Genomic DNA, 23,092 nt, shown 5'->3' on the forward strand with positions numbered 1-23,092 from the left:
GCATTATGCTCTTAGAAAATAGTTTAGCCCCTAGCCTATCTTTTGGCTTAGCGGTGAGAGCATTATGCTCTTAGAAAATAGTTTGGCCCCTTAGCTCAGTTGGTTAGAGCATACGACTCATAATCGTCAGGTCCCCAGTTCAAGTCTGGGAGGGGCCACCACCTTTTCTTTCAGTAACGTCCAATAACACCCACAAATTTAATCAAGCCCTAGTAAATAAGCTATTTAGCGTTTAACTACGTCCAACACCGATTTGTAATATCCATAAAGTTTAGCTACATTTTAAGTAACACTAGAAAACGTAGCTAAAGGTGGTGTTACTATGGCTAGAATTACTAAACCTTTGAACAATACAGAAATCAAACAAGCCAAAGCAAAAGACAAAGAATATAGTCTTGCGGATGGTCAAGGACTAATGCTTAGGATAAAACCTAACGGCTCAAAGCTATGGTTATTTAACTACTACCGCCCTTTCAGCAAAAAACGCGCTAACCTTAGTTTTGGTAAATATCCCGATGTATCACTAGCCGAGGCAAGAGATAAACGCGCAGAAGCCAGATCGTTAATTGCTAAAGAGATAGATCCCAAAACCCACAAAGAAGAATTAAACCACCAGCAGAAAGAAGCGCTAGAAAATACCTTTGGTGTATTGGCTGAAAAATGGCTGGAATTAAAAAAACAGCAAGTAAAACCAGAAACCGCAGAAAAAGCGTATCAGTCGCTCACCAAACATATTCTACCCTCATTACAAAAAGTACCAGTCCAATCTATCAAACCCAAACTAATCATTGATATTCTTCAACCCGTTGCCAATAAAGGCAGTTTAGAAACCGTCAAATGTCTATGCCGTATTATCAATGAAGTAATGCGCCTAGCTATCGCGTCAGGACAGTTAGAAATAAACTACCTTGCCGATATAACTAAACTATTCCCAGCACCTAAAAAAACTAACATGGCCACCATAGAGCCAAAGCGTTTACCCGAACTAATGAGCGCCCTTTCTATCGCGAACATCACCAGAACAACGCGCTGTTTAGTGGAGTGGCAATTACACACCATGACGCGCCCTATCGAAACAGCAACCGCTAGATGGGAAGATATAGACCTAGAAAATAAAGTGTGGGTTATTCCAGCCGAGCGCATGAAGATGAAAAAAGCCCATACGATACCGTTAACGCCACAAACACTGGCATTAGTTGAAGTGCTTCACTCTATGAGGGGGCAATCAGAGTATCTATTTCAAAGCCATATCAGCCCTAAAAAACACGCCAATAGCCAAACCGCAAACATGGCACTAAAACGTATGGGCTTTGCGGGTGAACTGGTTTCACATGGCTTACGCGCTTTGGCGAGTACCACTTTGAATGAACAAGGCTTTGATCCTGATGTGATTGAATCGGCACTCGCACACATTGATAAAAACGAAGTACGCAGAGCTTATAACAGAGCTGAGTATTTAGAGCGTAGACGAAAGTTAATGTGTTGGTGGTCGAATCATATTGAACAGTCGGCAATAGGAAAAATGGATATGAGCAACTGTATTAGATCATTGAAGGTAGTTAATTTATGAAAAAGAGTTTATTAAAAACATTACAAGAAGAAACACAGCATCTTCTAGCGTTAAAAGATATGGGAGTTATAGATAGCAGAGGTTGTTTATATAATGCTTCAACAGTTCACCTCAAAAGGTTAGTTAAATGCTTAAACAAGCAAGCAACGGGCAATGATCTAACTTTGAAAGAATATGCTACGGAAATCGAAAGTTGGCTAGAACAAAAAGACTGGTGGCTTGTGAGGGGCAACGCTATCAAAGAGCACAATATGGATAATACAAGACCACCTTTATCATCAGCGGAAGGGATATTATACGACCTAGGAAATAAGTTTTTAAATAAAAAAGATCATATAACCAATCACACTGAAATATTAAGACTTTGCTTTTTCGCATTAGCCAATGAAAATACTAAAAAAGCTAGTTTTGATTTTACTCTAGAAAAAGTATTGGCCTTATGGCCACATACGATTGATCATGAATCAATAAGGAACAGTCAAATAGCAAAGAAAGATAGAAAAACAAAAAGCCCACTAAGTCAGTACATTAAAGAAATTATAATCAATGATCCAAAAATAAAAGCTAAAGATATAGAAGAACGACTCAAGCTTGAATGTAATGACCCAGCACTCGAGGAATGTATTATCGATGAATATGATGATAATAAATTTGTCTGGTTTAAAGGTAATGAGCGTAAAACACTTACATTTGATTCTCTCAAAGGTAAAGTTTCAAGAATAAAACAAGAAATAAAGTTGCGTTAGCCAGCTATTAGATACAACCACAATATATCGTACCTCTTAATCCCACAACATGTATTAAGAGGTAATTATGCACAAACAAACACATCCACAATTATTCCGCAGACCAGAAGTATTAACACTCACAGGTTTATCTAAGTCAACTTTACACAACCGCATTAAAAGTGGCCTATTCGTTCCACCTATCAGCCTAGGCGCAAGAGCAGTTGCTTTTGTGGCAAGTGAAGTTGATGCCGTGATTCACGCCATGATCGCAGAACAACCACCAGCAGAGATAAAAGCTTTGGCTTCAAACCTTATCCAACAACGTAAACAATCAGCTTAGGGGGTTATATGAACAGTAATAACTTAATTGCAGATAAACACTATATCCCATTGAGTAAATACAAGTCGAGCCAAGTGCTTGAGCTTGTAACAAATGGGGTTTCTCGCAAGATACTAGCAAGCGAAGTAGACCATTATCAGGGAGCTCCTTTAGAGGACTTAGAGGGCAAAAGATATGGTTACTGGCTAATTGATAGATACGTTAATGAATGTGGTGAAAACTGCTTAAAACTCAATGACCGCCATTTATCAGGAGATATTAAGCTTGATCTTGAAGCAAGAAGAATCAGAAGAAAGCAACGGGCAAGTGATTGCCTCAAAAAGAATAACAAGGAAATAAAGCGATCATCCAAAGTTCAATTTGAAAATAGCGAGGCGCAAAAAGAATATTTTCTCTCATTAGGTGAATCGGCAAACGATAGTGAAAGTAAAAAGTCCACAGAGCGTTAAGCAAAGGGACTTCTTAAAACAAGCTGGTGGAGTAAGTTTTGGCGACCAATCCACCAGCTACATCAAGAGTATAACCAAGCAGAAAGGTAAAAGGTAGTTAGTAAGCACAAACCCTAGAAGCCATTCCATTAAAAGGTGTTCATTACTGGACGTTATTTATAGGTTTTTTACCCCTAAATAACTAAAGCGCAATAATCACCACTTTATGAATGGCTTTATCTATCAGGTAAGTGATTACTAAGTAGCAGCTAGGATACTTTATATTATCTATCTGCTTAGGTTGGTTAATAGAATGAGATATGTAACTAAAACTAACGTGATAACCATGAACGGTAAAACGTGGTGGATCAACGCAAGAAAAAGTGGCGTTTACAGCGCAATGCTTAAAAAAATGATCGGACAGCTTGAGGTGATGCTCAGTTACCACAGCAAAATAAATGTGATTAGATTTGATTTAAAGCAGAATGCTTACACAGACAAAAACACACAAATCACCACATTCAACCGCAGGTTGTTTAAATGGCTCAAACGACACTACAAACTAAAGCGCATCGGCTTCATTTGGTGTAGAGAGCAAGAAACAGCTAAGCACCAACACTATCATTATGTGTTAATAATTAATGGTCACAAGGTCGAGAAAGCCAGCCTAATAGCCAGTAAAGTAAAGGCAATATGGAATGATATTAGCGGTTCATATTGGCTACCTAAAAACTGTTATTACAACTTAAAGCGCAATGAACACTCTGAAATTCAAAGCGCTATTTTACGAATATCTTATTTAGCAAAGGCCCGTGGTAAAAGTTACCGACCACCACAAACTAAAGATTATGGAACAAGCAGAATTAAGCTGAAACAGAATTAAGGCAATAATAAGGCAAATTACAGCGTTAATTAAACCCTAGTTAGTACCTGTTTTTCGTACAAGACAGAATGAAAGGAAATGTTATGCCAAGAGGTTCACATTACGGTAGAGCGCGAAAACGCCCCTATACCTGTGAGTATTACCGATTATCAGCCATTGTATTCAAACCATTGTTAACGGCAAAGCTAGGACGTTACACAATCACTCATGATCACCTAAGCGAACAGCACAAACATTTTGAGTTAATAGAAATCGCTAAAAAGACTAAAGTTGCTGAATTCAACATCAACAATCGAACGCTACAAGTTGCTTTGATACAAGATCATAGCAGTGCCAGCAATAAGCTCTATATCACTTGCCCCTGTTGCCAAAGCAAGCGCCAACACCTTTTGCGGTTAAGAATGCTTATAGCTTGCCGTGAGTACTTAGGGCTTCATTATGCGACACAAGCAGAGCGCCCTCGAGATAGGTTAATGCGAAAAATCAGAAAGAAACGGAAAAGCATTTGGGGCGCAGACTGCCCAGAAGTTAACAACCTATTTGCTCATTCACAGTATTGGTCAAAACCCAAAGGCATACATTGGAAAACATTTTATAAGGCTAAAGATGAACTTCACCAACTAGAACGGAGATACTGGCCAATGGTTGAATTACACTTTCAATCACAGTTTGGACATTTTAAAAATAATTTAGCCATTACGGTAAATAATTGCGATGACTTTTCTCTTTAGTAACACCAGAGGTAACACCACAGAAAAGCATTTAAATATACTAGAATAAATTCAACTGGTTACAAGTCCAGTTCAGATTAGGGAGGGCACTTTTTACATCCGCTTCAATCAGTTACACTCAAAACAAACAAAAACTTTCCGGTCCTTCCGACGCTGGTCCATGGCAGGGGATTTCAGATCATTAATGAATCAAACCCTTTTCTCTCGCTCGACCTTTTCCACCAGCAAATACTTCCCATTCCCCCGAATATTCAAAAAAGTAAATAAACTCCTACTGTATTCCGCAAAAAATAGCTCAACCCAATTCAATTCCCCGACTCCAAAAATCTGCAAAGACCAGACACCTCCGCATCACTCTACGACTTCCTTACTCAATTCAACATAACCACTTTCATTATGTGCAAGAGAGAGGCGAACCACCCCAACACCGTTAGTAATAACGAATAGGGGGTGGAATATCGGTTTCTGATTTTTGTTTGAGTTTTTCAAGTTCGGCTTTTAGCTCTTCATAATTAGATTGTTCTTCTTGTTTCACTCCCAACTTATCCGATGCTATATTTTTAAGTTGAGATTGCATACCCACCTTTTGATTTGATTTTTCTGCTTGTCGAAGTGCTACATTACCTGATGATGGCGTTATCCCTTTAAGTTGAGATATCATATCGACCTCATCAGTGAACTTATCCTTTTTTTGAAAATCTAATTTATCCGATGATGAAATCATATTTTTAAGCCGAGATAGCATATCAACCTTTTCATTTGATTTTTTATCTTGCAGAGGATCTAGCTTATCAGATGCAGGTTTTACACCTTTAAAGCAAGATATTATCTCTGCCTCCTCATTACATTTTTCTTTTTTATTCTCGTTAATAATTGTTTGTGATTTCTTGGACGTTACCTTCGTGTCGTTTTTTATATTTACTGTTTTTTGGAATGAGGATGAAGTGATTATAGGGTCTAGAGGAGAGCTTATTTTTTCTTTAATTTCATCTGATACAAGAGGAAGGCTAACGTGTTTATTACCTGAAATTTGAGCAACCGATAAAGCGGAGTCAGCTTCTTTCATTAAGAGGTCCATTGATGTCGGATAAATGTAAGATATGCCGATACTCAAAGTTACGATATTATTTACTTTCGAGAATTCATGTTTAGTTTTGGACTGCTCAACATTTTGACGTAAAGACTCTGCAATCTCCTCTACTTTTTTAAAATCTGTTCCTTTCATTAAAATAACAAATTTATCTGCTTTATAGCGCGCTAAAAAAAAGCCACACTGTTCAGATTTTTTTTTAAGCTCTAATGCGATAACCAGTAACATAAATGCGGCAGCTTGATGTCCATAATGCTCATTATAAGCTTTAAAGTCATCAATTTTACATATCAGCACTGACAGCGTTTCTTTATCTTCACTAGCCTGCTGCCAAAGCTTTTTGTAGCGAAGATCAAAAGCATTGAGATCTGCGATATTCATCTGTGACATAACTTGAGAAAAAGCAGATGACTCAATGCTTGTTGTATCTTTTTTCTTCTCTTCTTTTTTTTGTTTTTCTGAATTTAAACTTAAAGGTTCAGATCTGTTTTCTTGTGTGTTTTGATTATACTTTTCCATAAATTATGCCTTTTTAACTTTATCTTTCTTTTTTAGAGCAAAAGGTAACTATTTATAAATACGTGAATACGTATAAATTAATAAACTAAAATGTAGTTTATTAATCAAACACAGTAAAAAATGTGACGTAATACATAAACGTAATAATCATTATCTTGTTATTAAATGGGTTAACAAAATATGTTGCTTATATATTGAAATGGAATATTTTATAAATAGGAAGTGGCACTCTTTACGAAAAGGTGAGAGGGTCAAATTTCACAAACAAATACTAATTTATTTTAACGTTTAAGATTTAATTTTATTACATGCCGATGCACTTTTCTCAGGTAAATCATTCAAAATAGGCAATGGCATTTTTTATACACTAAGTGCTGTCATTTGGGAAATAAGCCCATTTAAGATTTTCTTTTAACCATAAAATGGGTGGTGAAATGACACCACCTGAGTTATGTACACAAGCATGTTTTATTATTTTTAGTAAACCATGTAGCTTTACACTTCTTATGCTAAATTAACTAAAAAAGGGTCTCGAGAAAGTTTATGACTGTTTTCTGGGTTATACCAAGCTAATTTATTTGCTAAGCTCACAACTTCACCAATAATCATCAAAGTAGGCCCTTTTAAGCCACCACCAAGCTGAGTTAACTCTGATAACGTGCCAATCACAACGTGCTGATCAGCGCTTGTGCCTTTATTAATAAGCGCGACAGGGGTATCTGCGCCACGTCCAAAATGCAATAACTGTGTTTGTATCTCTTGTGACTGAATCAACCCCATATAAACAACGAGCGTTTGATTTTTGCTGGCTAGCGCTTGCCAATCGAGTTGTTGGCCATTCTCTTTTCTGTGTCCTGTGACAAAGGTAACAGACTGTGCATAATCTCGATGAGTTAATGGAATGCCTGCGTAAGCACTGCACCCTGATGCAGCAGTAATGCCTGGTACGACCTGAAAAGCAACACCCGCTTCAACAAGCTCTTCTAGCTCTTCACCACCACGGCCAAATATAAAGGAGTCTCCCCCTTTTAAGCGTACTACTTTTTTACCCTGCAATGCATACTCTACTAACATTTTATTGGTACGTGACTGCCCAACTTCATGATTGCCCGCTTCTTTGCCGACAGAGATAAGATCTGCATCGCGACGTACTAAATCTAAAATTTCAGATGAAACTAGGCGATCATATAACACCACATCAGCTTGTTGCATGAGCTGCAATGCTTTGAGTGTTAATAAAGAAGGGTCACCAGGGCCAGCCCCCACTAAAGCAACATCACCTTGCGCAATCTCTTCACTTAAACTCTGTTCCATTAATGTGAGCGCTTTTTCAGTTTGCCCTTTTTGCAAAAGAGTGCCTAATTGACCATTACCAAATAGTTTTTCCCAGTAACGGCGGCGCAATGATACATTTTTAATAACGTTTTTTACGCGATGACGAAATTCACCAGAAATAGTGGCTAAACGGCCAATATGCATGGGTAATAACGCTTCTAATCGTTCCCTGATTAAACGCGCTAAAACAGGTGCTTTACCGCCACTTGAGATAGCGACAATAATGGGTGAACGATCCACGATAGAGGGCATAATAAAACTAGAAAGCAGAGGATCATCGACTACATTAACCAACAGTTGACGCTTGTCAGCAGCACTTGCTATTTCTCGGTTTACTACTTTTTTATTAGTTGCAGCAATCACTAGCCATTTGTTATCTAATAGACTTTCAGTAAAGCTACCAGTAATAATTTTAATTTGCCCCGCCTCTGATTTTTGCTGTAATTTAGGATGAAACTGCAACGCACAAACGGTTACGTCTGCGCCCGCTTTTAATAAAAGATGTACTTTACGTAGCGCAATATCCCCCCCGCCAATAACAAGACAAGGTCGATTTTCTAGTTTGGTAAAAATGGGTAAATAATCCATATTGACGCTCTTATTAATATTGAAAGTGCACACTATAAAGAAAACCAAGCATGAGTTAAAACACTAAAAACATATTTCTTATATTCAACATGACAAGTTAAAAAGTTGTAGTGCACAACCATGTTATATTAAAGCGGTATCTAACAGTGCTCTCAGGCCATCATGCAAGGTAAATATACCCTCTATTTTTCCATCGTCTACAATAGGTAAGCAACCAATATTGTGTGCTAGCATCAGTGTTAGGGCATCACGAATAGTTATTTCACTATTCGCCGTAACGGGTGAACGGGTCATTACTTGGTGAGCACGTTGGTTGATGGTGTTTTTATCACGTACCGATTCAGCATCGGTGCCAATAAATGGGCTTAAGCAACGTAACAAATCACGATCACTTATTACGCCCTGCAACTGTTCATCTTCAATAACAAGTAGGTGACGAAAAGGGGCTTGATCTAAAATTTCTTTTACCACTGTTAAGCGATCATCCATCTCAATCGTTACAACCCGTGTTGTCATCACCTCAAAAACTTTCATGTCTTCTCCATTTTCAGCCAGCTAGTATTAAAGTATAGACACAAAAAAACCAGCCTAAGCTGGTTTTTAAAAATTTCTAAAAATAGTGAGAGACTAACTGTTTTTTACAAAATCGATCCCTTTTTGGATATCGTCATGTAACACGGTTAGCATCTCTTGTTTCTTTTTCTCTTCAAATTCACTGAGTTCACCAAACGGTAATACACGCTCAATCCCTTTAGTACCAAGTAACAGAGGCTGAGTAAAGAAAGGAGAACAAGAGTTGCCACCATCGACATAAGCATTTTGAATAATGCCCTGCTTGCCCATTAACGCTTGTACTAAATTAATACCAAATACAGAAGCAGCACGCGCCATAGAAAGTGTTGCAGATCCACCACCCGCTTTTGCATTAACCACTTCCGTTCCTGCATTTTGAATACGCTCAGTTAATTCGATCACCTCTTGTTCTGTAAATTCAACACCTTGCACCTGTGAAAGAACGGGAAGAATAGTAGTGCCACTGTGACCACCTATGACGTTTACACGTACATGTTCCGCTGGTAGTCCTTTTAAATCTGCAATAAACTCTTCTGCGCGAATAACATCAAGCGTAGTAATACCAAAGAGTTTATTTTTATTATAAACGCCTGCAGCTTTTAATACTTCAGCCGCAATCGCAACAGTGGTATTAACAGGGTTAGTAATAATACCAATACAAGCAGAGGGTGCAACTTCCGCCACACTTGTCACTAATTTTTTAATAATACCCGCATTAATGTTAAAGAGATCACTGCGATCCATTCCCGGTTTACGCGCAACACCTGCAGAAATAAGCACCACATCTGCACCAACTAATGCTGGTTTAACATCATCACCACCAAAACCTGTCACTTTAACACTGGTTGGAATATGACTAAGGTCTTTTGCCACACCGGGTGTAACGGGTGCAACATCATAAAGTGATAACTCTGAGTTTTCAGGAAGATCTAATTTCAATAACAACGCAAGCGCTTGACCAATACCACCAGCAGCACCTAAAACAGCAACTTTCATAACATACTCCAAAATAGATAGTTAACATGATAATTTCTAAAAATATCTTAATATAAATTAAGGCTTTATGTAAAAAATGTTAAATAAATGTGAGCGGTGTTAAGTATGGAGGTAGATTTGTATGAGAGAGATCGAGTTGTTGATTACTCAGCCACTAATAATTAAAATAACGTACAAATATTTTTTGATAAGTGCCATCTTCATTTATTATTTTTAAACCGTAATTAAGTCGATCCAATAACTGAATATTACCTTTCTTCACAGCAATACCGTAACCTGCAGAAAACTCATCAAGGAAGATGCTTTCAGTCTGTTTTATTGAAAATTTAAGATTATTTTCATCTTGTTGTAAAAAATTGTGAACAACCGCTTGATCAGCAAAAACAACATCTATTTTTCCTTCGCTCAAATCTAAAAAAGCTTCGGATGAGGAGAGATAAGAGATAATAAAACTTTCTTTTTTGGCATGTTTAATTAAGTAATGCTGATTTGATGAATCAGATTGCACGCCAATAAATTTTCCTACAATAGAAAACGTCTCTTGGGACTCTGAAGTACTAATAAAAACAGGAGGAGATTTATAATAACTGCTTGAAAAATCAACTTTAGCTTGGCGAGTTTTAGTAATATCAAGGGCTGCAATAACAGCATCAAAACGGCCAAATTGTAATGTTAGTAATAAACTATCAAAGCTTTGATTATGAAATTGACAGGTTAAATTTGCAACAATACACACTGCATTAGCAATATCAATATCAAATCCTTGGATCTGTTGCAACTCATCTAAATATTCAAAAGGATAATAGTTTGCCTCGGTGGCAAAATTAACCGAGATATTTTTACTAATATCGAGTGCATAAGCATGCATTGAAAAACTTAAAAATAGGGCAAGAATACAACCACGAGAAAATAACATCAACTCAGATATCCAACTTGTAGGAACCTCTATTATACGATTTTTTTCAAGAATGTAAAAATTGTGTTCATCACACATAAAAAGCCTTTTTCCCTAAAAATGAATAGTTATGCACTTATTTTGCAAATTAATATATTGAAAATGAGCGCAGATTAACTATGATACGCACAATTATTTACACTTTACTGATCAGAGCTACTTTATAATGAAACAATCAACTGAATTGATGGACTTTTTTAAAACCTTATTAAAAAAAGAGCGCCTAAGCTCTCAAGGTGAAATTGTTGATGCCTTACAAGAAGCTGGTTTCCATAACATTAATCAATCTAAAGTATCACGCATGCTCAGTAAATCAGGTGCTGTACGTACACGTAATGCAAAACGCGAGATGGTTTACTGTTTACCTGCTGAATTAGGTATCCCAACCACGAGTAGCCCCCTTAAAAACTTAGTCGTTGATATCGATTACAATGATAGCCTAATTGTTATCCGCACTAGCCCTGGTGCAGCACAGTTGATTGCTCGACTACTTGACTCAATCGGTAAAACAGAAGGTATCTTAGGCACAATTGCTGGCGATGATACTATTTTCATCACCCCTACCCATTGCAACCAAATCAGCAAAACATTAAAAATGGTCACACAACTTTTTAGTTAATGCTTCACGGACAAGCATATAACCCCAAAACACCATTTACCCCACACATTCTTACTGAGCCAAGTATATTGATGCGCAACTGTACTGAGGTGTTGCTATCTGATTCTAAGATGAACAGTTTATCTGATTCATTAAATGCACCACGTACTCTATCGAAAACAGGTGCAACATACGTTGAACTCAGCATTAACCCTTCATAATTTGATGAATTAATTGATGCGATAGTGCAAGTTGATGGTGTGCTATTACAATCACAAGTTGCATCAATTTCATTAACACCAACACACCAATTACTGCCCACAGTAACTCGTAGATAAATATCAGCATTTCGTTTAATCGATTCTGTTTTTGTCAGACTGAGCATAAAGTAAAGGGCATCCGCCCCGCCTTTTAATTTATTACCATCAAACATTGCTTTAAAGGAGGGTAAGCCAATCGTCAAAATAATGGCCACCACAGCAATCGCAATTAACATCTCAATTAAAGTGAATCCTTTTTTTAATATGCTTTTCACTTTACCTCCCAACACGAACTCATTGTTTAAAAGTTTAGCTTAAGCTTGGAATAAAGTAGGTGAGTTTATCAATAAAGATCTACACTCTTTTAAGTTATATTAAGTAATAGAGGGCTTTATGAAGATAAAAGCAGGATTTACATTGATTGAGTTATTAGTGGTGATTGCCATTATCGGCATTTTGGGCAGTATTGCGTATCCCAGTTTTCAATCACATATGCTTAAAGCACGCCGAGGCGATGCCAAAGCAGAGCTCATTAAAGCGCAAATGAAGCAGACCAGTTTGCATATATTGGGGAATTACTCTAGCTCGCTAACAACAGTAGGGCTTTCTGCAAGCACCGATTATTATGATTTTAGAATTTACTCAGTAAGCGCAAACACCTACTCCATAGAAGCAAAAGCCATATCTACAGCAATGCAAAATAATGATACTGGTTGTACAACATTAACGACAGATCAAGATAGCAATCAAACCCCACCTGATTGTTGGTAGTTAATAATGTGCATTTAACTCAATCGCATTAAAAAACTCCATCGGTTTTTTTAGAATATGCTGATAGATAACATTATACGCCAATACATTTTTTACATAACGGCGTGTCTCTTTATAAGGAATAGTTTCAACCCAACTATCCATACTTAACGCCTTATTATCTCGCCCTTTTTTATTCTGCTTCCAACGATCAACACGATGTGGGCCAGCATTGTACGCAGCGGTTGCTAAAATACGATTACCACCATAACGTTTTAATAAACTATTAAAATAAGCGCTACCAAGTTGCACATTAATTTTGCCCTCGGTTAATTGTGCTTTTCTTTTATAACTTTTTAATCCAATTTTACGCGCAGTCTCTTTGGCTGTGGCAGGCATTAACTGCATATACCCCGTTGCACCAACAGGGGAGTTTGCAAACTGATCAAAAGAACTCTCCTGTCTTGTGATCGCATATATATAACTTCGTGGTAGTTGATACCTCTTAGCATTTTCTAAAAATAGCGCAGGTTTCACTTCAGGAAAGCGAATATTAAGTGCATCCCAACTTTTTGAGCGAATACTGGCGACAACAGAAAGGTGTGCCCAGCCTTTATCAAAAGCATACAAGCCCAGTTGACGTTGCATATCACTATCACGTCCTTTTAATAATCGTTCCCACTCTCGTTTTCGCAGTGAGGTATATTGATGAAAACTGAGCTCTTCAATATGCTCTAACTGTGCTTGTACATAACGTAGACTGGTGACTTTGGGCTCGACTATTCTGGCATTCAACTGATAAGAGAGCCCCAGCTTTTGAGCGGCTAAAAAACCATAATATTTGCGTTTATTTGCTATCTGTTGATATAACTTATCTGCTTCTTTAAATTGTTTTTTATTTTCAAGGACGCGTGCCTGCCAATAAATCCACGTGGTTTTTTGAGCCTCTTCCACCGGTAATACGTCTATCCAACGCGCTATATCGACCCAGTTATTGTATTTTATTGCGTAGCGAATACGTTGTTCAATCAGCTTTATATCACCAAGAAAGAGTAACGTTTCATCTAACCAAGGCAGTAATGATTGCTCATTTTTTATTAATATGCGTGATGAAAAATATTTTTTTAGATAAATTTCATCATTAAAGGAAAAGGGAACATTTTGCTCATAAAAGTGAAACACCTGCAAGCCAAGCTGTATATCTTCTCGAGCCAAACGCTTAAGAGTCGGTTTTAAGAATGAGTAGCTGACTTGATCTCGATGCTGGAAGAGCTTACTTTTTGCTAATTTTTTAGGGGTGTGATTTAAAGTGGCAAGTTGCTTAGCAAGTAATTTATTGCCTCCTTTCATTAAATTAATAAGATGATTCATTAAAGCTTTTTGATTACTGTTATAAGCTAACTCAAAACGTTGCCAAATCAATTTTTGTGATATTTTTTTATTTTTTAAATAAGTATTAAAAGTTACATCACAACTATTTGGACGAGAGTAACCACTCAACCAAAATTTTTCAACTTCAGGCCAAATCTCTTTTTCTTTACCTGTTGCCATTTTGGCTTGAAAATAAAAACATTTAAGTCTACTACTGCGTGGAAGCTGTGGGTAAAAAATCAAAAAATCAGACCAATATTGTTTGCCCGCTAAATAATAAAGATACTCGCGTTGCAGATCATCACTTATTTTGTAACGCTTATTTTTAATAATAAAAGTATCAATTTCAGTCAGACTTTGTTGTGAAAAATTTTCTTTTAAATGTTGATACGTTAAAAAATAAGTTAATGGGTAAACGGGAATAGAAGCTAACTTAACATCTGCTTCATTCCACCTATTTTGCGACTGTAATAACTGCGCTTCACTATAAACCGCCCTTTGCTGATTGAGTGAAAGAGAGAAAACATTTGAGGCGAATAAAATAGAAAAAATAATGAATAGATAGCGTTTCATAAAAACCAACTTAAAGTCAATTAAAAGAATTTACAAGATCATAATGCATCATAATTGTGCAGAGGATAATAATATTTTAGTATATTGTTGCTTTGCTGCATTAAAAATATCATTAGTACTGCCTTGCTCAACTACTTCACCATCTTTCATCACTAAGACCCGATGACTAATTGCCCGTACCACTGACAAATCGTGGCTAATAAACAGATAACTGAGTGAAAGTTCTTCCTGCAAAGAGACCAATAGCGCTAAAATTTGCTTTTGAATACTTCTATCAAGCGCAGAAGTAGGTTCATCTAAAACGATAAGCTGTGGGTTTAAAATCAGCGCACGGGCAATAGAGATACGTTGACGCTCTCCACCTGAGAATTGATGTGGATAGCGTGAAACACTCTGTTTGTCTAAACCAACACGCTGTAGTGTGGCTAGCACTTTATCATTTACTTGCTGTGGGGTTAACGCGGACTGATGTACCTCTAACCCTTCGGCAATAATATCACCCACACAAAGGCGTGGACTCAGACTGGCAAAAGGATCTTGAAATACAATTTGTAACTTTGCACGCAGCGTTTGCAAGCGAGTATGCTTTATCTTGTCTATCTGCTCTCCTAAAAACACTACCTTACCGCTGCTTTTATTGAGTTGTAAAATCGCTTGTACCAAGGTACTTTTCCCTGAACCACTTTCCCCCACAATAGCAACCGTTTCGCCTTTATGAATTTTTAAACTAACGTCCTTTACTGCGTCTAAAGTATGGGTAACTTTGCCCCAAAAATTCTTTTTTATTGGGAATGACACATTAATATTATCAGCCGTTAAGAGTAACTCAGGATCGATAAGTACAGGCATCTCTCCTGTTGGGATGGCATCTAACAATAGTTTGGTGTAGTCCTCTTTTGGTGAATCAAACAGTGCTTGCTTCGCTTGATACTCAACCACCTCACCACGACGCATCACCAGCACATCATCGGCAATACTCTTTACGATATGGAGATCATGGGTTATCAATAAAATGCCCATGTTAAGGCGCTTCTGGAGTGACATTAATAGCGCTAATATCTGCTTTTGAATAGTCACATCAAGTGCAGTAGTGGGCTCATCTGCAATAAGTAACTCAGGATCATTAGCCAGTGCCATTGCAATCATCACACGTTGACGTTGTCCACCAGAGAGTTCATGCGGATAAGATTGTAGCCGAGTCTCAGGTGATTCAATGCCCACTAAGGTTAATAACTCCAAAGTGCGCGCAACAGCCTGTTTCCCCACTAATCCTTTATGAATAAGCAGTGTTTCTGAAATCTGTTTTTGCACGGTATGCAGTGGGTTTAACGAGGTCATCGGCTCTTGAAATATCATGCCTACTTTATTGCCACGAATCGCTTCTAAAACAGCTTCACCTTTACCGACAAGCGCCTCCCCGCAGAGTGTTATTTCACCGTTTGGGTGATGCGCATGAGGATAGGGTAAAAGTTGTAAAATAGAGAGTGCTAACAATGACTTACCAGCACCACTTTCACCAACAATTGCCAGTGTTTTACCACGTTCAAGTTTAAAGCTGACATTTTTTACGATGGCATTATCAGCAAAACTGATACTTAAATTATCAACCGTTAATAGGCTATTATCACTCATACCGTTTTCCTCGGATCAAATGCATCACGGGTTGCTTCACCAATAAAAACAAGCAACACTAAAATAGTAGAAAGTGATATAAAAGCAGTGATTGCCAGCCAAGGCGCATGTAAGTTATCTTTTCCCTGTGCCACCATCTCCCCTAACGAGGCAGATCCAAGGGGCAAGCCAAAGCCTAAAAAGTCTAATGAAGTCAAGGTAGTAAGCGCACCTGTAAACAGGTAGGGCATAAAAGTCAGCGTAGCAATCATCGCATTAGGCAGAATATGTTTAAACATTATTTTTCTGTCGTTAACCCCTAACGCTTGCGCGGCTTTGACATACTCAAGATGGCGACCACGTAAAAATTCTGCACGTACTACACTCACTAAACTTGGCCAGCTAAATAGAATCATCAAGCTTAATAACCACCAAAAAGTGGGTTCAACAAAACTGGCTAAAATAATAAGCATAAAGAGCATCGGCAGGCCTTCCCATATCTCTAAAATACGTTGCCCAAAAAGATCAATTCGCCCTCCATAATAACCCTGAATAGCGCCAATAATAATACCAATCACGGAGCTTACTAAAGTCAGTGTAAGCGCAAAAAACACTGAAATACGAAATCCATAAACTAAACGAGCAAGCAAGTCTCGTCCTTGATCATCCGTGCCTAAATAGTTGATACGATCAGGTGGAGAGGGAGCGGATTGAGTGAGTTCAAAATTAATGCTGTCATAATAAAAAGGCACTAACGGCCACACTATCCACCCTTTTTTTTCTATCTGCTCAATCATATAGGGATCACGATAATCAGTGATTATATCAAAATCACCGCCAAGCCTATCTTCACTGATATTTTGTACGATTGGAAAGTACCAGTTGTTTTGATAAGAGATCATAATAGGTTTGTCATTTATCCACAACTCTCCCACTAAACTTAAAATAAACAAAATAGAGAAGATCCACAGCGACCAATAGCCACGCTTATTATTTTTAAATTGTGCCCAACGATCTGCATTAACAGGATTACGACGCATTTTTTGCCAAGTTAACAGTAATGACATTTTAGCGTCCCTCAAAGGTGATACGTGGGTCTATCAAGGTATAAGTAATATCACTGATCAATTTCAATACTAATCCCACTAAGGTAAAAATATACAGGGAAGCAAAAATAACCGGATAATCTCGATTAATCACCGATTCAAAACTGAGCAAGCCTAATCCATCTAATGAAAAGATAACTTCAATCAACATAGAGCCTGTAAAAAAGATACCAATCAAGGCAGCAGGTAATCCAGCTAATACTAATAACATAGCATTACGAAATATATGCCCGTAGAGAATGCGACTTTGTGAGCAACCTTTCGCACGGGCGGTGACAACATATTGTTTGTGAATTTCATCTAAAAAGGAATTTTTAGTGAGCATGGTCAACGTCGCAAAACTAGCCAGTACAGAAGCCGATATAGGCAATGCCAAATGCCAGAAGTAATCTTTAATCTGCCCCCATAATGTTAGCGTTTCAAAATTATCAGAGACTAATCCGCGCAATGGAAACCAATTGTAATAAGAGCCTCCCGCGAACAAGACAATCAACATAATGGCGAGAATAAAAGCGGGAATCGCATAAGCGATGGTCACAATGGTGCTACTCCAAATATCAAAACGGCTACCATGTGAGGTTGCTTTTTTAATGCCTAAAGGAATAGAGATAAGATATGCAAGCAGCGTTGTCCAAAGCCCGAGTGAGATAGAAACAGGCATTTTTTCGAGAATTAAGTCGGTTACTTTCTCATTACGATAAAAACTATCACCAAAGTCAAATCGAGCATAACGCCATAACATTGAAAAATAACGTTCAACGATAGGTTTATCAAACCCATACAACTTTTCTAACGCAGCAATATATTCAGGATCAACCCCTTGTGCGCCACGATATTTACTTTCTCCACTGCTACGTTGAAGGTCGCTATTAGTACCAGAAGCGACACGACTACCTCCATCAATACCTTGGTATTGTGCAATCGCTTGTTCTACAGGGCCACCGGGGGCAATTTGTACAATAAAAAAATTAATGGTCATAATGCCAAGTAGCGTAGGAATAATAAGCAGTAATCGTCTTAAAATATAACTGTTCATTGTTGGACCTCCATTTCCGTTGACCACCACGTAGATAAACCCAGCTCATAAATAGGTGCTATTTTTGGCTGAGAATATCTATTCCAGTAAGCGATACGATATGCGGGTAGATACCATTGTGGAATAACCATAAACTCATTTAACAGCACTCTATCTAATGCTTTCGTAGTATTGACTAACACCTCACGAGAGTCTGCCATAATAAGTTGACGCACTAACTTTTCAACCACAGGGGAGCATAACCCTGCCCAGTTGGAAGTGTCAACATCCATTACACTATCACATCCCCAGAAACTAAGTTGCTCATTCCCCGGTGAAATAGACTGCCCTTTACGCAGAGAAACGAGATCAAAATCAAAATTATTAAGACGATTTACAAACTGCGAAACATCCACTAAACGAATCGATGTTTTAATGCCAATCCTTTGCAGGTTTCGCCTAAAAGGATGAACCACTCGTTCAAAGTCTTTGCTATAAAGTAAAAATTCAAAACTAAACTGTTTGCCATTTTCATCTTGCATCTTACTGTCTTTGAGCTGGTAGCCTGCTTGCTCAAACAGCTTAACGGCTTGGCGCATCTGTATACGAATATTGCCATCACCCTTCGTCACAGGAAGAACGAAAGGCTCAAAAACAGCATCAGAGAGCTGTGCGCGATAAGGTAATAGCACCTTTTTTTCAGCCTCACTGATCACTGAGTGAGTCGCCAATTCAGAGCCAGAATAGAAACTATTAATGCGGGTGTAAGCGCCATAAAAAAGAGTTTTATTTGCCCATTCAAAATCAAATAGTAGACTCATCGCCTCTCTCACGTTTTTATCTTTAAATTTATCTTTGCGCAGATTAAACCAAAAGCCCTGCATCCCTTGTGGCGTTTGATCACTAACTTCATCAGTAATTATGCTACCTGAATCAAATAGATTCCCTTTATATCCCGTCGCCCAGCGTTTTGCAGAACTCTCTAATCGATAATCAAAAGCACCCGATTTAAAAGCTTCAAAAGCAACAGCGTCATCACGGTAATAATCAAAAATCATCTTATCGAAGTTATTCATCCCTTTGTTAACGGGAAGGTTTTCTGCCCAGTAATCATTAACACGTTGATAGGTAATACGTTTACCCGCTTTAAAACTTTTAATTTTATAAGCACCAGAGCCAAGTGGTATCGCTAAATCTGTTTTAGAGAAATCTTTATCTTTCCAGAAATGCTCAGGAAAAATAGGTACTTGGCCAATAATTAAAGGTAACTCTCTATTCCCCTTCTCTTTAAAATAAAAGGTAACTTGTAGTGGGTTATCAACAATAACCTCCTTAACACCCGCGTAGTAAGATCTAAAATGGGGAGCACCTTTGTTAATAAGTAGCTCAAAACTAAATTTCACATCCGATGCTTTAATTTTTTTACCATCATGGAAGCGTGCTTTAGGATTTATTTTAAAACTGACCGAAGAGAAATCATCCGCAACCTTTACTGATAATGCAATTAAACCATATCCACTGAAAGGTTCATCGCTAGATTGCTTAAGGAGAGAATCATAGATCATACTGATCCCCACTCCTGCACTCCCTTTTACAATAAATGGGTTAAGTGAGTCAAAACTACCAATGCTTGCTTGCTTGAATGTGCCACCTTTTAGGGCGAGAGGGTTAGTATATTGAAAATGAGTAAAGTCTTTATCGTATTTAAAATCGCCATACATACTTAACACATGTGACCAAGGGGAGGCAAAACTGGAAAAACTTAGTGAACAAAAGAGGCAAAACAGAAAAATAGGGTTAAACTTAATAGTGTAGTTAAATAACATGAAATCGGTCACTAGCTTTAAGGAGGAGCACTAACGATAACAAAACAGAGGCTGAATTAAAGTTATTTAACAAAAAAAAGAGAGGTAAAGAAGGGAACTTATCCGTTCAACAATGGACTAACTATTAAGATCGCACAAGCAATCTTTTAATTAAGTTAACAAAAACATACCTAGGTCAAACTTTTTTTACTGAGTAATAAAAGCGGAATAAATGTGATTTACATCACTTTAAATCTCAAGAAAAAAGCCTAATCTATTTATGAACACAATGAGTGTATAACCTAAAGGTGTCTTATATGAGAATTGAAATTACTAGCAAACAGATTACGATCACTGACACAATGCGTACCAAAATAGAGGAACGTTTTCAAAAATTAGAAAAGCTACAAATCCCACTGATTAAACCACATTGCATCATCACTAAAGAGCCTAAAGGCGTTAAAATTGAAGTGACAATCGGTGTACCGAATGGAAAAGTATTTGCACATGCAGAGCATGATGATCTTTATACTGCCATTGGCCAATTATTCCAAAAAGTCGAACGTCAACTCAATAAACACCTACACAAATCTGAAGCAAGTCGCGCCAAAAATCATGGCAAAGATATGTGTCGAAACGGTGAAATTTCAGGACAAGCAGCTGAAGAGCCAGAAGTTGAGATCGAGTCAGATACTGAAATTAAACTCAATAAAGAATTTGCTGCATAAATAGATAGTTTCAAATGAAACTAAAAAGACAAAAGGAGCTATTTAGCTCCTTTTTGGGTTTTAGCGTTTATACTATTTTTCTTCGTAATGACGATTATCATGTGCTTGTTGCAACATTACACGACTTTCATCTAAGAACAGTTGTGAGTAATCTCCCATCCAATCAGTCACAGATTCAAAACGTTTAATAAACGCATCTCTGTCCGCATTTTCTAATAACTCAATCGCATCAGAAAAATGCTTATGATAACGTTTAATCATCGCTAGATTGTTTTTTTGCGAGAGAATAATATCTGCATAAAGAGCAGGCTCTTGTGCAAATAGACGCCCTACCATTGCAAGCTCTAAACGATATATTGGCGAGCTTAAATCCAATAGTTGCTCTAAATCTGCATCAACCTCTTGCAGATGTACGCCATAAACAAAACTGGTAAAGTGACGTAACGCTTGAATTAAGGTCATTGACTCATCGTGAGTTGTTGCATTTACGTTATAAAGCAATGCTCCCCAAATTTTCATCTGCTCAATCAACCAAGCATATTGTTCTTCACCACGACCATCACAGTAAACAATTACTTGCTTTGCAAAGCTTGAAATATCAGGGCCAAACATTGGGTGCAAACCGACAACGGGACCTTTATGCACTGCGAGCATTGCCTGTAAAGGCGCCTCTTTAACACTGGTAATATCTGCTAAAATACAATCATCAGGCAGATAACTGAGTTGTTTGATAACATCATTAGTCACATCAATAGGGGAGCCAACAATAACTAATCCCGCTTGACTACAAATCTGCTCAGCTTTATCCCAATTTCCACGACCTAAAATATCAACTTGATAACCAGAAAGCTCAAACATCTCTACAAAACGCTTACCTAATAAACCATTACCACCAATAATGACAATACGTTTCATATCAGGATTAACCGTTTTAAAGCCTGTTTCATTTTCGCTTGCATAAGACTCACGCATAGTACGACGCAAAATATCTTCAATAAGGTCGGCAGGAACCCCCTTTGTTTCAGCTTCAGCACGGCGTTTAGCCAACATGGAGGCTTCACGCTCAGGTACATAAATAGGTAAACCATGTTCTGTTTTTATTTCACCTACTTCACCCACTAGCTTTAACCGCTGTGCGAGCAGATCAATTAACTGCTGATCTACCGCATCAATTTTGTCTCTTAAATCACTTAAAGGCATAAAGTTCTTCTTATCGTTTCTGTAAACTATCAGCAAGTAAATTAACAGCATTTGCAAGCAGTGTTTCGGTAGTTGCCCAATCAATACATGCATCCGTCACTGAGACACCATACTTGAGTTCCCCTACAGGCAGATTTGCGACTTGATTACCTGCATTCAAGTTACTCTCTAACATAATACCAATGATACTTTTATTACCTTCAATCACTTGATGGAAGACATCTTTAGCAACAAGAGGTTGCAATTCATGGTTCTTGTTAGAGTTCTCGTGACTACAATCAACAATTAAAATCTGCGCTACATTTACTTTTTCTAATGCTTGCTCAGCCAATGTTACATTAAGTGAATCATAGTTAGGTTTACCACCGCCACCACGCAAAATAACATGGCCATCTTTATTACCACTTGTTTGTAACAATGCACTTTGACCATTTTGATTAATACCCATAAAACGGTGTGGAGAAGAGGCTGATTGCATCGCATTTACTGCAGTTGACAAGCTACCATCAGTACCATTTTTAAAACCAACAGGCATTGACAGACCACTTGCCATCTCACGGTGAGTTTGTGATTCTGTGGTACGAGCGCCAATAGCGGCCCAACTAAATAGATCGCCTATATATTGTGGGCTGATAGGATCTAACGCTTCTGTCGCAATAGGTAGACCAAGTTCAGAGATGAAAAGTAACAGTTCACGTGCTTTTTTAAGACCCGTTTCAATATCAAAAGAGTCATCCATATGCGGGTCATTAATTAACCCTTTCCAACCAACCGTTGTGCGTGGTTTTTCAAAATAAACACGCATTACAATAAACAATGTATCTTTGTACTGTTCATGTAAGTCTTTTAATTTAAGCGCATATTCTTTCGCTGCTTTAACATCATGAATTGAACAAGGTCCACAAATGACTAAAAAACGGTTATCTCTTTTATGAATAATATTAGCCACTGTTTCACGAGACTCGTTAATAAATCGATACACATTATCAGAAGCAGGAAGTTGCTTTTTAAGTTCAGCAGGGGTGATTAACACAGTTTCTGATTGAATGTGGATATTTTCATTTTGTAGCGTAGTCATTTTAGTCTCGTTGAATGTTAATAGTAAATCTATCATACCATAGCAACGTAACAGGTGAATTATTAACAGAATGAAAATAAATATTTATGTAGAAATAGAGGAAAATTGCCAATACAAAACAGAAAGCTTACAATGGGTGGACATTGCTAATGAACCATCGCTACGTGATATCTCCCCTACTATCACTGTGCGTATTGGCTACTCATTACCTTGATGTATCTCAGAAATGATTATCAATCATTTCTTTCTGTCCAAATATCC

Annotated in this window: 23 protein-coding genes and 1 tRNA gene; 11 read left to right on the forward strand and 13 right to left on the reverse strand. The window is 37.7% G+C overall.

What is annotated here, in order from left to right; all coding sequences use genetic code 11:
- Positions 1–84: 84 nt before the first annotated feature.
- From G322_RS0108495 to G322_RS20260, 7 genes are all read left to right on the forward strand, one after another.
- Positions 85–161: transfer RNA gene (locus tag G322_RS0108495), tRNA-Ile, on the forward strand.
- Positions 162–322: 161 nt separating this feature from the next.
- A complete protein-coding gene (locus G322_RS0108500; RefSeq protein ID WP_022941373.1) occupies positions 323–1,570 on the forward strand; it encodes an integrase domain-containing protein in 1,248 nt (415 codons plus the stop codon).
- Entirely contained in the window at positions 1,567–2,316 is a 750-nt protein-coding gene (locus G322_RS0108505) for a hypothetical protein (protein WP_022941374.1), read from the forward strand. The genes G322_RS0108500 and G322_RS0108505 overlap by 4 nt, the downstream gene beginning before the upstream one ends.
- Before the next feature lie 67 nt (positions 2,317–2,383).
- A complete protein-coding gene (locus tag G322_RS0108510) occupies positions 2,384–2,638 on the forward strand; it encodes a helix-turn-helix transcriptional regulator (protein WP_022941375.1) in 255 nt (84 codons plus the stop codon).
- An 8-nt stretch (positions 2,639–2,646) separates the two neighbouring features.
- Positions 2,647–3,087 carry a hypothetical protein gene (locus G322_RS0108515; RefSeq protein WP_022941376.1) on the forward strand — a complete coding sequence of 147 codons (441 nt, stop codon included), beginning with the start codon at positions 2,647–2,649 and terminating at the stop codon, positions 3,085–3,087.
- A 325-nt stretch (positions 3,088–3,412) separates the two neighbouring features.
- Positions 3,413–3,949 carry a YagK/YfjJ domain-containing protein gene (locus G322_RS0108520; RefSeq protein WP_245542293.1) on the forward strand — a complete coding sequence of 179 codons (537 nt, stop codon included), beginning with the start codon at positions 3,413–3,415 and terminating at the stop codon, positions 3,947–3,949.
- A gap of 83 nt (positions 3,950–4,032) precedes the next feature.
- A complete protein-coding gene (locus G322_RS20260; RefSeq protein ID WP_022941378.1) occupies positions 4,033–4,680 on the forward strand; it encodes a hypothetical protein in 648 nt (215 codons plus the stop codon).
- 430 nt (positions 4,681–5,110) lie between these two features.
- Here G322_RS20260 and G322_RS0108530 read toward each other — a convergent pair whose 3' ends face one another.
- From G322_RS0108530 to G322_RS0108550, 5 genes are all read right to left on the reverse strand, one after another.
- Positions 5,111–6,289 carry a GGDEF domain-containing protein gene (locus G322_RS0108530; protein WP_022941379.1) on the reverse strand — a complete coding sequence of 393 codons (1,179 nt, stop codon included), beginning with the start codon at positions 6,287–6,289 and terminating at the stop codon, positions 5,111–5,113.
- Positions 6,290–6,793: 504 nt separating this feature from the next.
- Entirely contained in the window at positions 6,794–8,212 is a 1,419-nt protein-coding gene (cysG, locus tag G322_RS0108535; protein WP_022941380.1) for a siroheme synthase CysG, read from the reverse strand.
- A 123-nt stretch (positions 8,213–8,335) separates the two neighbouring features.
- Positions 8,336–8,746, reverse strand: coding sequence for a CBS domain-containing protein (locus G322_RS0108540; protein ID WP_022941381.1), 411 nt, complete (start codon positions 8,744–8,746; stop codon positions 8,336–8,338).
- A gap of 93 nt (positions 8,747–8,839) precedes the next feature.
- Positions 8,840–9,781, reverse strand: a complete 942-nt coding sequence (gene mdh, locus G322_RS0108545) for a malate dehydrogenase (protein ID WP_022941382.1) — start codon at positions 9,779–9,781, stop codon at positions 8,840–8,842.
- A gap of 154 nt (positions 9,782–9,935) precedes the next feature.
- Positions 9,936–10,775 (reverse strand): transporter substrate-binding domain-containing protein, encoded by an 840-nt coding sequence (locus G322_RS0108550; RefSeq protein ID WP_022941383.1) that lies wholly within the window; start codon positions 10,773–10,775, stop codon positions 9,936–9,938.
- A 127-nt stretch (positions 10,776–10,902) separates the two neighbouring features.
- On the opposite strand from G322_RS0108550, the gene argR reads away from it, so the two are divergent.
- Positions 10,903–11,355, forward strand: coding sequence for a transcriptional regulator ArgR (gene argR / locus G322_RS0108555; protein WP_022941384.1), 453 nt, complete (start codon positions 10,903–10,905; stop codon positions 11,353–11,355).
- 4 nt (positions 11,356–11,359) lie between these two features.
- Here argR and G322_RS22215 read toward each other — a convergent pair whose 3' ends face one another.
- Positions 11,360–11,869, reverse strand: coding sequence for a GspH/FimT family pseudopilin (locus G322_RS22215; protein ID WP_169337468.1), 510 nt, complete (start codon positions 11,867–11,869; stop codon positions 11,360–11,362).
- A gap of 118 nt (positions 11,870–11,987) precedes the next feature.
- Here G322_RS22215 and G322_RS0108565 point away from each other — a divergent pair, with 118 nt between their 5' ends.
- Complete coding sequence (locus G322_RS0108565; protein WP_022941386.1) at positions 11,988–12,365, forward strand: type IV pilin protein; 378 nt, start codon at positions 11,988–11,990, stop codon at positions 12,363–12,365.
- On the opposite strand, the gene G322_RS0108570 is transcribed toward G322_RS0108565, so the two are convergent.
- From G322_RS0108570 to G322_RS0108590, 5 genes are read right to left on the reverse strand one after another with little or no spacing between them, the layout of a single operon-like run.
- Positions 12,366–14,288, reverse strand: a complete 1,923-nt coding sequence (locus G322_RS0108570) for a transglycosylase SLT domain-containing protein (RefSeq protein WP_028866522.1) — start codon at positions 14,286–14,288, stop codon at positions 12,366–12,368. It lies immediately after the preceding gene.
- A gap of 48 nt (positions 14,289–14,336) precedes the next feature.
- Positions 14,337–15,920: an ABC transporter ATP-binding protein gene (locus G322_RS0108575; RefSeq protein ID WP_022941388.1), complete on the reverse strand. Its 1,584-nt coding sequence runs from the start codon at positions 15,918–15,920 to the stop codon at positions 14,337–14,339.
- Positions 15,917–16,966 carry an ABC transporter permease gene (locus tag G322_RS0108580; protein ID WP_022941389.1) on the reverse strand — a complete coding sequence of 350 codons (1,050 nt, stop codon included), beginning with the start codon at positions 16,964–16,966 and terminating at the stop codon, positions 15,917–15,919. The genes G322_RS0108575 and G322_RS0108580 overlap by 4 nt, the downstream gene beginning before the upstream one ends.
- A 1-nt stretch (position 16,967) precedes the next feature.
- Positions 16,968–18,041 carry a microcin C ABC transporter permease YejB gene (locus G322_RS0108585; RefSeq protein ID WP_022941390.1) on the reverse strand — a complete coding sequence of 358 codons (1,074 nt, stop codon included), beginning with the start codon at positions 18,039–18,041 and terminating at the stop codon, positions 16,968–16,970.
- Positions 18,038–19,741, reverse strand: a complete 1,704-nt coding sequence (locus G322_RS0108590; protein WP_245542294.1) for an extracellular solute-binding protein — start codon at positions 19,739–19,741, stop codon at positions 18,038–18,040. The genes G322_RS0108585 and G322_RS0108590 overlap by 4 nt, the downstream gene beginning before the upstream one ends.
- Positions 19,742–20,142: 401 nt before the next feature.
- Between G322_RS0108590 and hpf the strand changes: the two genes are divergently transcribed.
- Entirely contained in the window at positions 20,143–20,553 is a 411-nt protein-coding gene (gene hpf / locus G322_RS0108595; RefSeq protein WP_022941392.1) for a ribosome hibernation-promoting factor, HPF/YfiA family, read from the forward strand.
- Positions 20,554–20,625: 72 nt separating this feature from the next.
- Here hpf and tyrA read toward each other — a convergent pair whose 3' ends face one another.
- Both tyrA and G322_RS0108605 read right to left on the reverse strand, forming a co-directional pair.
- Positions 20,626–21,753, reverse strand: a complete 1,128-nt coding sequence (gene tyrA / locus G322_RS0108600) for a bifunctional chorismate mutase/prephenate dehydrogenase (protein ID WP_022941393.1) — start codon at positions 21,751–21,753, stop codon at positions 20,626–20,628.
- A 10-nt stretch (positions 21,754–21,763) separates the two neighbouring features.
- On the reverse strand, positions 21,764–22,831 hold the full coding sequence (locus G322_RS0108605; protein WP_022941394.1) for a 3-deoxy-7-phosphoheptulonate synthase: 1,068 nt from the start codon (positions 22,829–22,831) through the stop codon (positions 21,764–21,766).
- Positions 22,832–22,901: 70 nt separating this feature from the next.
- Here G322_RS0108605 and G322_RS23315 point away from each other — a divergent pair, with 70 nt between their 5' ends.
- Positions 22,902–23,045, forward strand: a complete 144-nt coding sequence (locus tag G322_RS23315; protein WP_156873938.1) for a hypothetical protein — start codon at positions 22,902–22,904, stop codon at positions 23,043–23,045.
- The last annotated feature ends 47 nt before the right edge of the window (positions 23,046–23,092 follow it).

The organism is Psychromonas hadalis ATCC BAA-638, assembly GCF_000420245.1.
Lineage (GTDB): Bacteria > Pseudomonadota > Gammaproteobacteria > Enterobacterales > Psychromonadaceae > Psychromonas > Psychromonas hadalis.

What these genes read in the sequence shown, in the direction of transcription:
- G322_RS0108580 (WP_022941389.1), bottom strand. Translation starts at nt 16,966, where the DNA reads ATGTCATTACTGTTAACTTGGCAAAAAATGCGTCGTAATCCTGTTAAT.
- G322_RS20260 (WP_022941378.1), top strand. Translation starts at nt 4,033, where the DNA reads ATGCCAAGAGGTTCACATTACGGTAGAGCGCGAAAACGCCCCTATACC.
- G322_RS0108590 (WP_245542294.1), bottom strand. Translation starts at nt 19,741, where the DNA reads ATGTATGGCGATTTTAAATACGATAAAGACTTTACTCATTTTCAATAT.
- G322_RS0108515 (WP_022941376.1), top strand. Translation starts at nt 2,647, where the DNA reads ATGAACAGTAATAACTTAATTGCAGATAAACACTATATCCCATTGAGT.
- G322_RS0108550 (WP_022941383.1), bottom strand. Translation starts at nt 10,775, where the DNA reads ATGTGTGATGAACACAATTTTTACATTCTTGAAAAAAATCGTATAATA.
- hpf (WP_022941392.1), top strand. Translation starts at nt 20,143, where the DNA reads ATGAGAATTGAAATTACTAGCAAACAGATTACGATCACTGACACAATG.
- cysG (WP_022941380.1), bottom strand. Translation starts at nt 8,212, where the DNA reads ATGGATTATTTACCCATTTTTACCAAACTAGAAAATCGACCTTGTCTT.
- G322_RS0108510 (WP_022941375.1), top strand. Translation starts at nt 2,384, where the DNA reads ATGCACAAACAAACACATCCACAATTATTCCGCAGACCAGAAGTATTA.
- G322_RS0108530 (WP_022941379.1), bottom strand. Translation starts at nt 6,289, where the DNA reads ATGGAAAAGTATAATCAAAACACACAAGAAAACAGATCTGAACCTTTA.
- tyrA (WP_022941393.1), bottom strand. Translation starts at nt 21,753, where the DNA reads ATGCCTTTAAGTGATTTAAGAGACAAAATTGATGCGGTAGATCAGCAG.
- G322_RS0108605 (WP_022941394.1), bottom strand. Translation starts at nt 22,831, where the DNA reads ATGACTACGCTACAAAATGAAAATATCCACATTCAATCAGAAACTGTG.
- G322_RS0108500 (WP_022941373.1), top strand. Translation starts at nt 323, where the DNA reads ATGGCTAGAATTACTAAACCTTTGAACAATACAGAAATCAAACAAGCC.
- G322_RS0108570 (WP_028866522.1), bottom strand. Translation starts at nt 14,288, where the DNA reads ATGAAACGCTATCTATTCATTATTTTTTCTATTTTATTCGCCTCAAAT.
- argR (WP_022941384.1), top strand. Translation starts at nt 10,903, where the DNA reads ATGAAACAATCAACTGAATTGATGGACTTTTTTAAAACCTTATTAAAA.
- G322_RS23315 (WP_156873938.1), top strand. Translation starts at nt 22,902, where the DNA reads ATGAAAATAAATATTTATGTAGAAATAGAGGAAAATTGCCAATACAAA.
- G322_RS0108540 (WP_022941381.1), bottom strand. Translation starts at nt 8,746, where the DNA reads ATGAAAGTTTTTGAGGTGATGACAACACGGGTTGTAACGATTGAGATG.
- G322_RS0108520 (WP_245542293.1), top strand. Translation starts at nt 3,413, where the DNA reads ATGAACGGTAAAACGTGGTGGATCAACGCAAGAAAAAGTGGCGTTTAC.
- G322_RS0108565 (WP_022941386.1), top strand. Translation starts at nt 11,988, where the DNA reads ATGAAGATAAAAGCAGGATTTACATTGATTGAGTTATTAGTGGTGATT.
- G322_RS0108585 (WP_022941390.1), bottom strand. Translation starts at nt 18,041, where the DNA reads ATGAACAGTTATATTTTAAGACGATTACTGCTTATTATTCCTACGCTA.
- mdh (WP_022941382.1), bottom strand. Translation starts at nt 9,781, where the DNA reads ATGAAAGTTGCTGTTTTAGGTGCTGCTGGTGGTATTGGTCAAGCGCTT.
- G322_RS0108505 (WP_022941374.1), top strand. Translation starts at nt 1,567, where the DNA reads ATGAAAAAGAGTTTATTAAAAACATTACAAGAAGAAACACAGCATCTT.
- G322_RS0108575 (WP_022941388.1), bottom strand. Translation starts at nt 15,920, where the DNA reads ATGAGTGATAATAGCCTATTAACGGTTGATAATTTAAGTATCAGTTTT.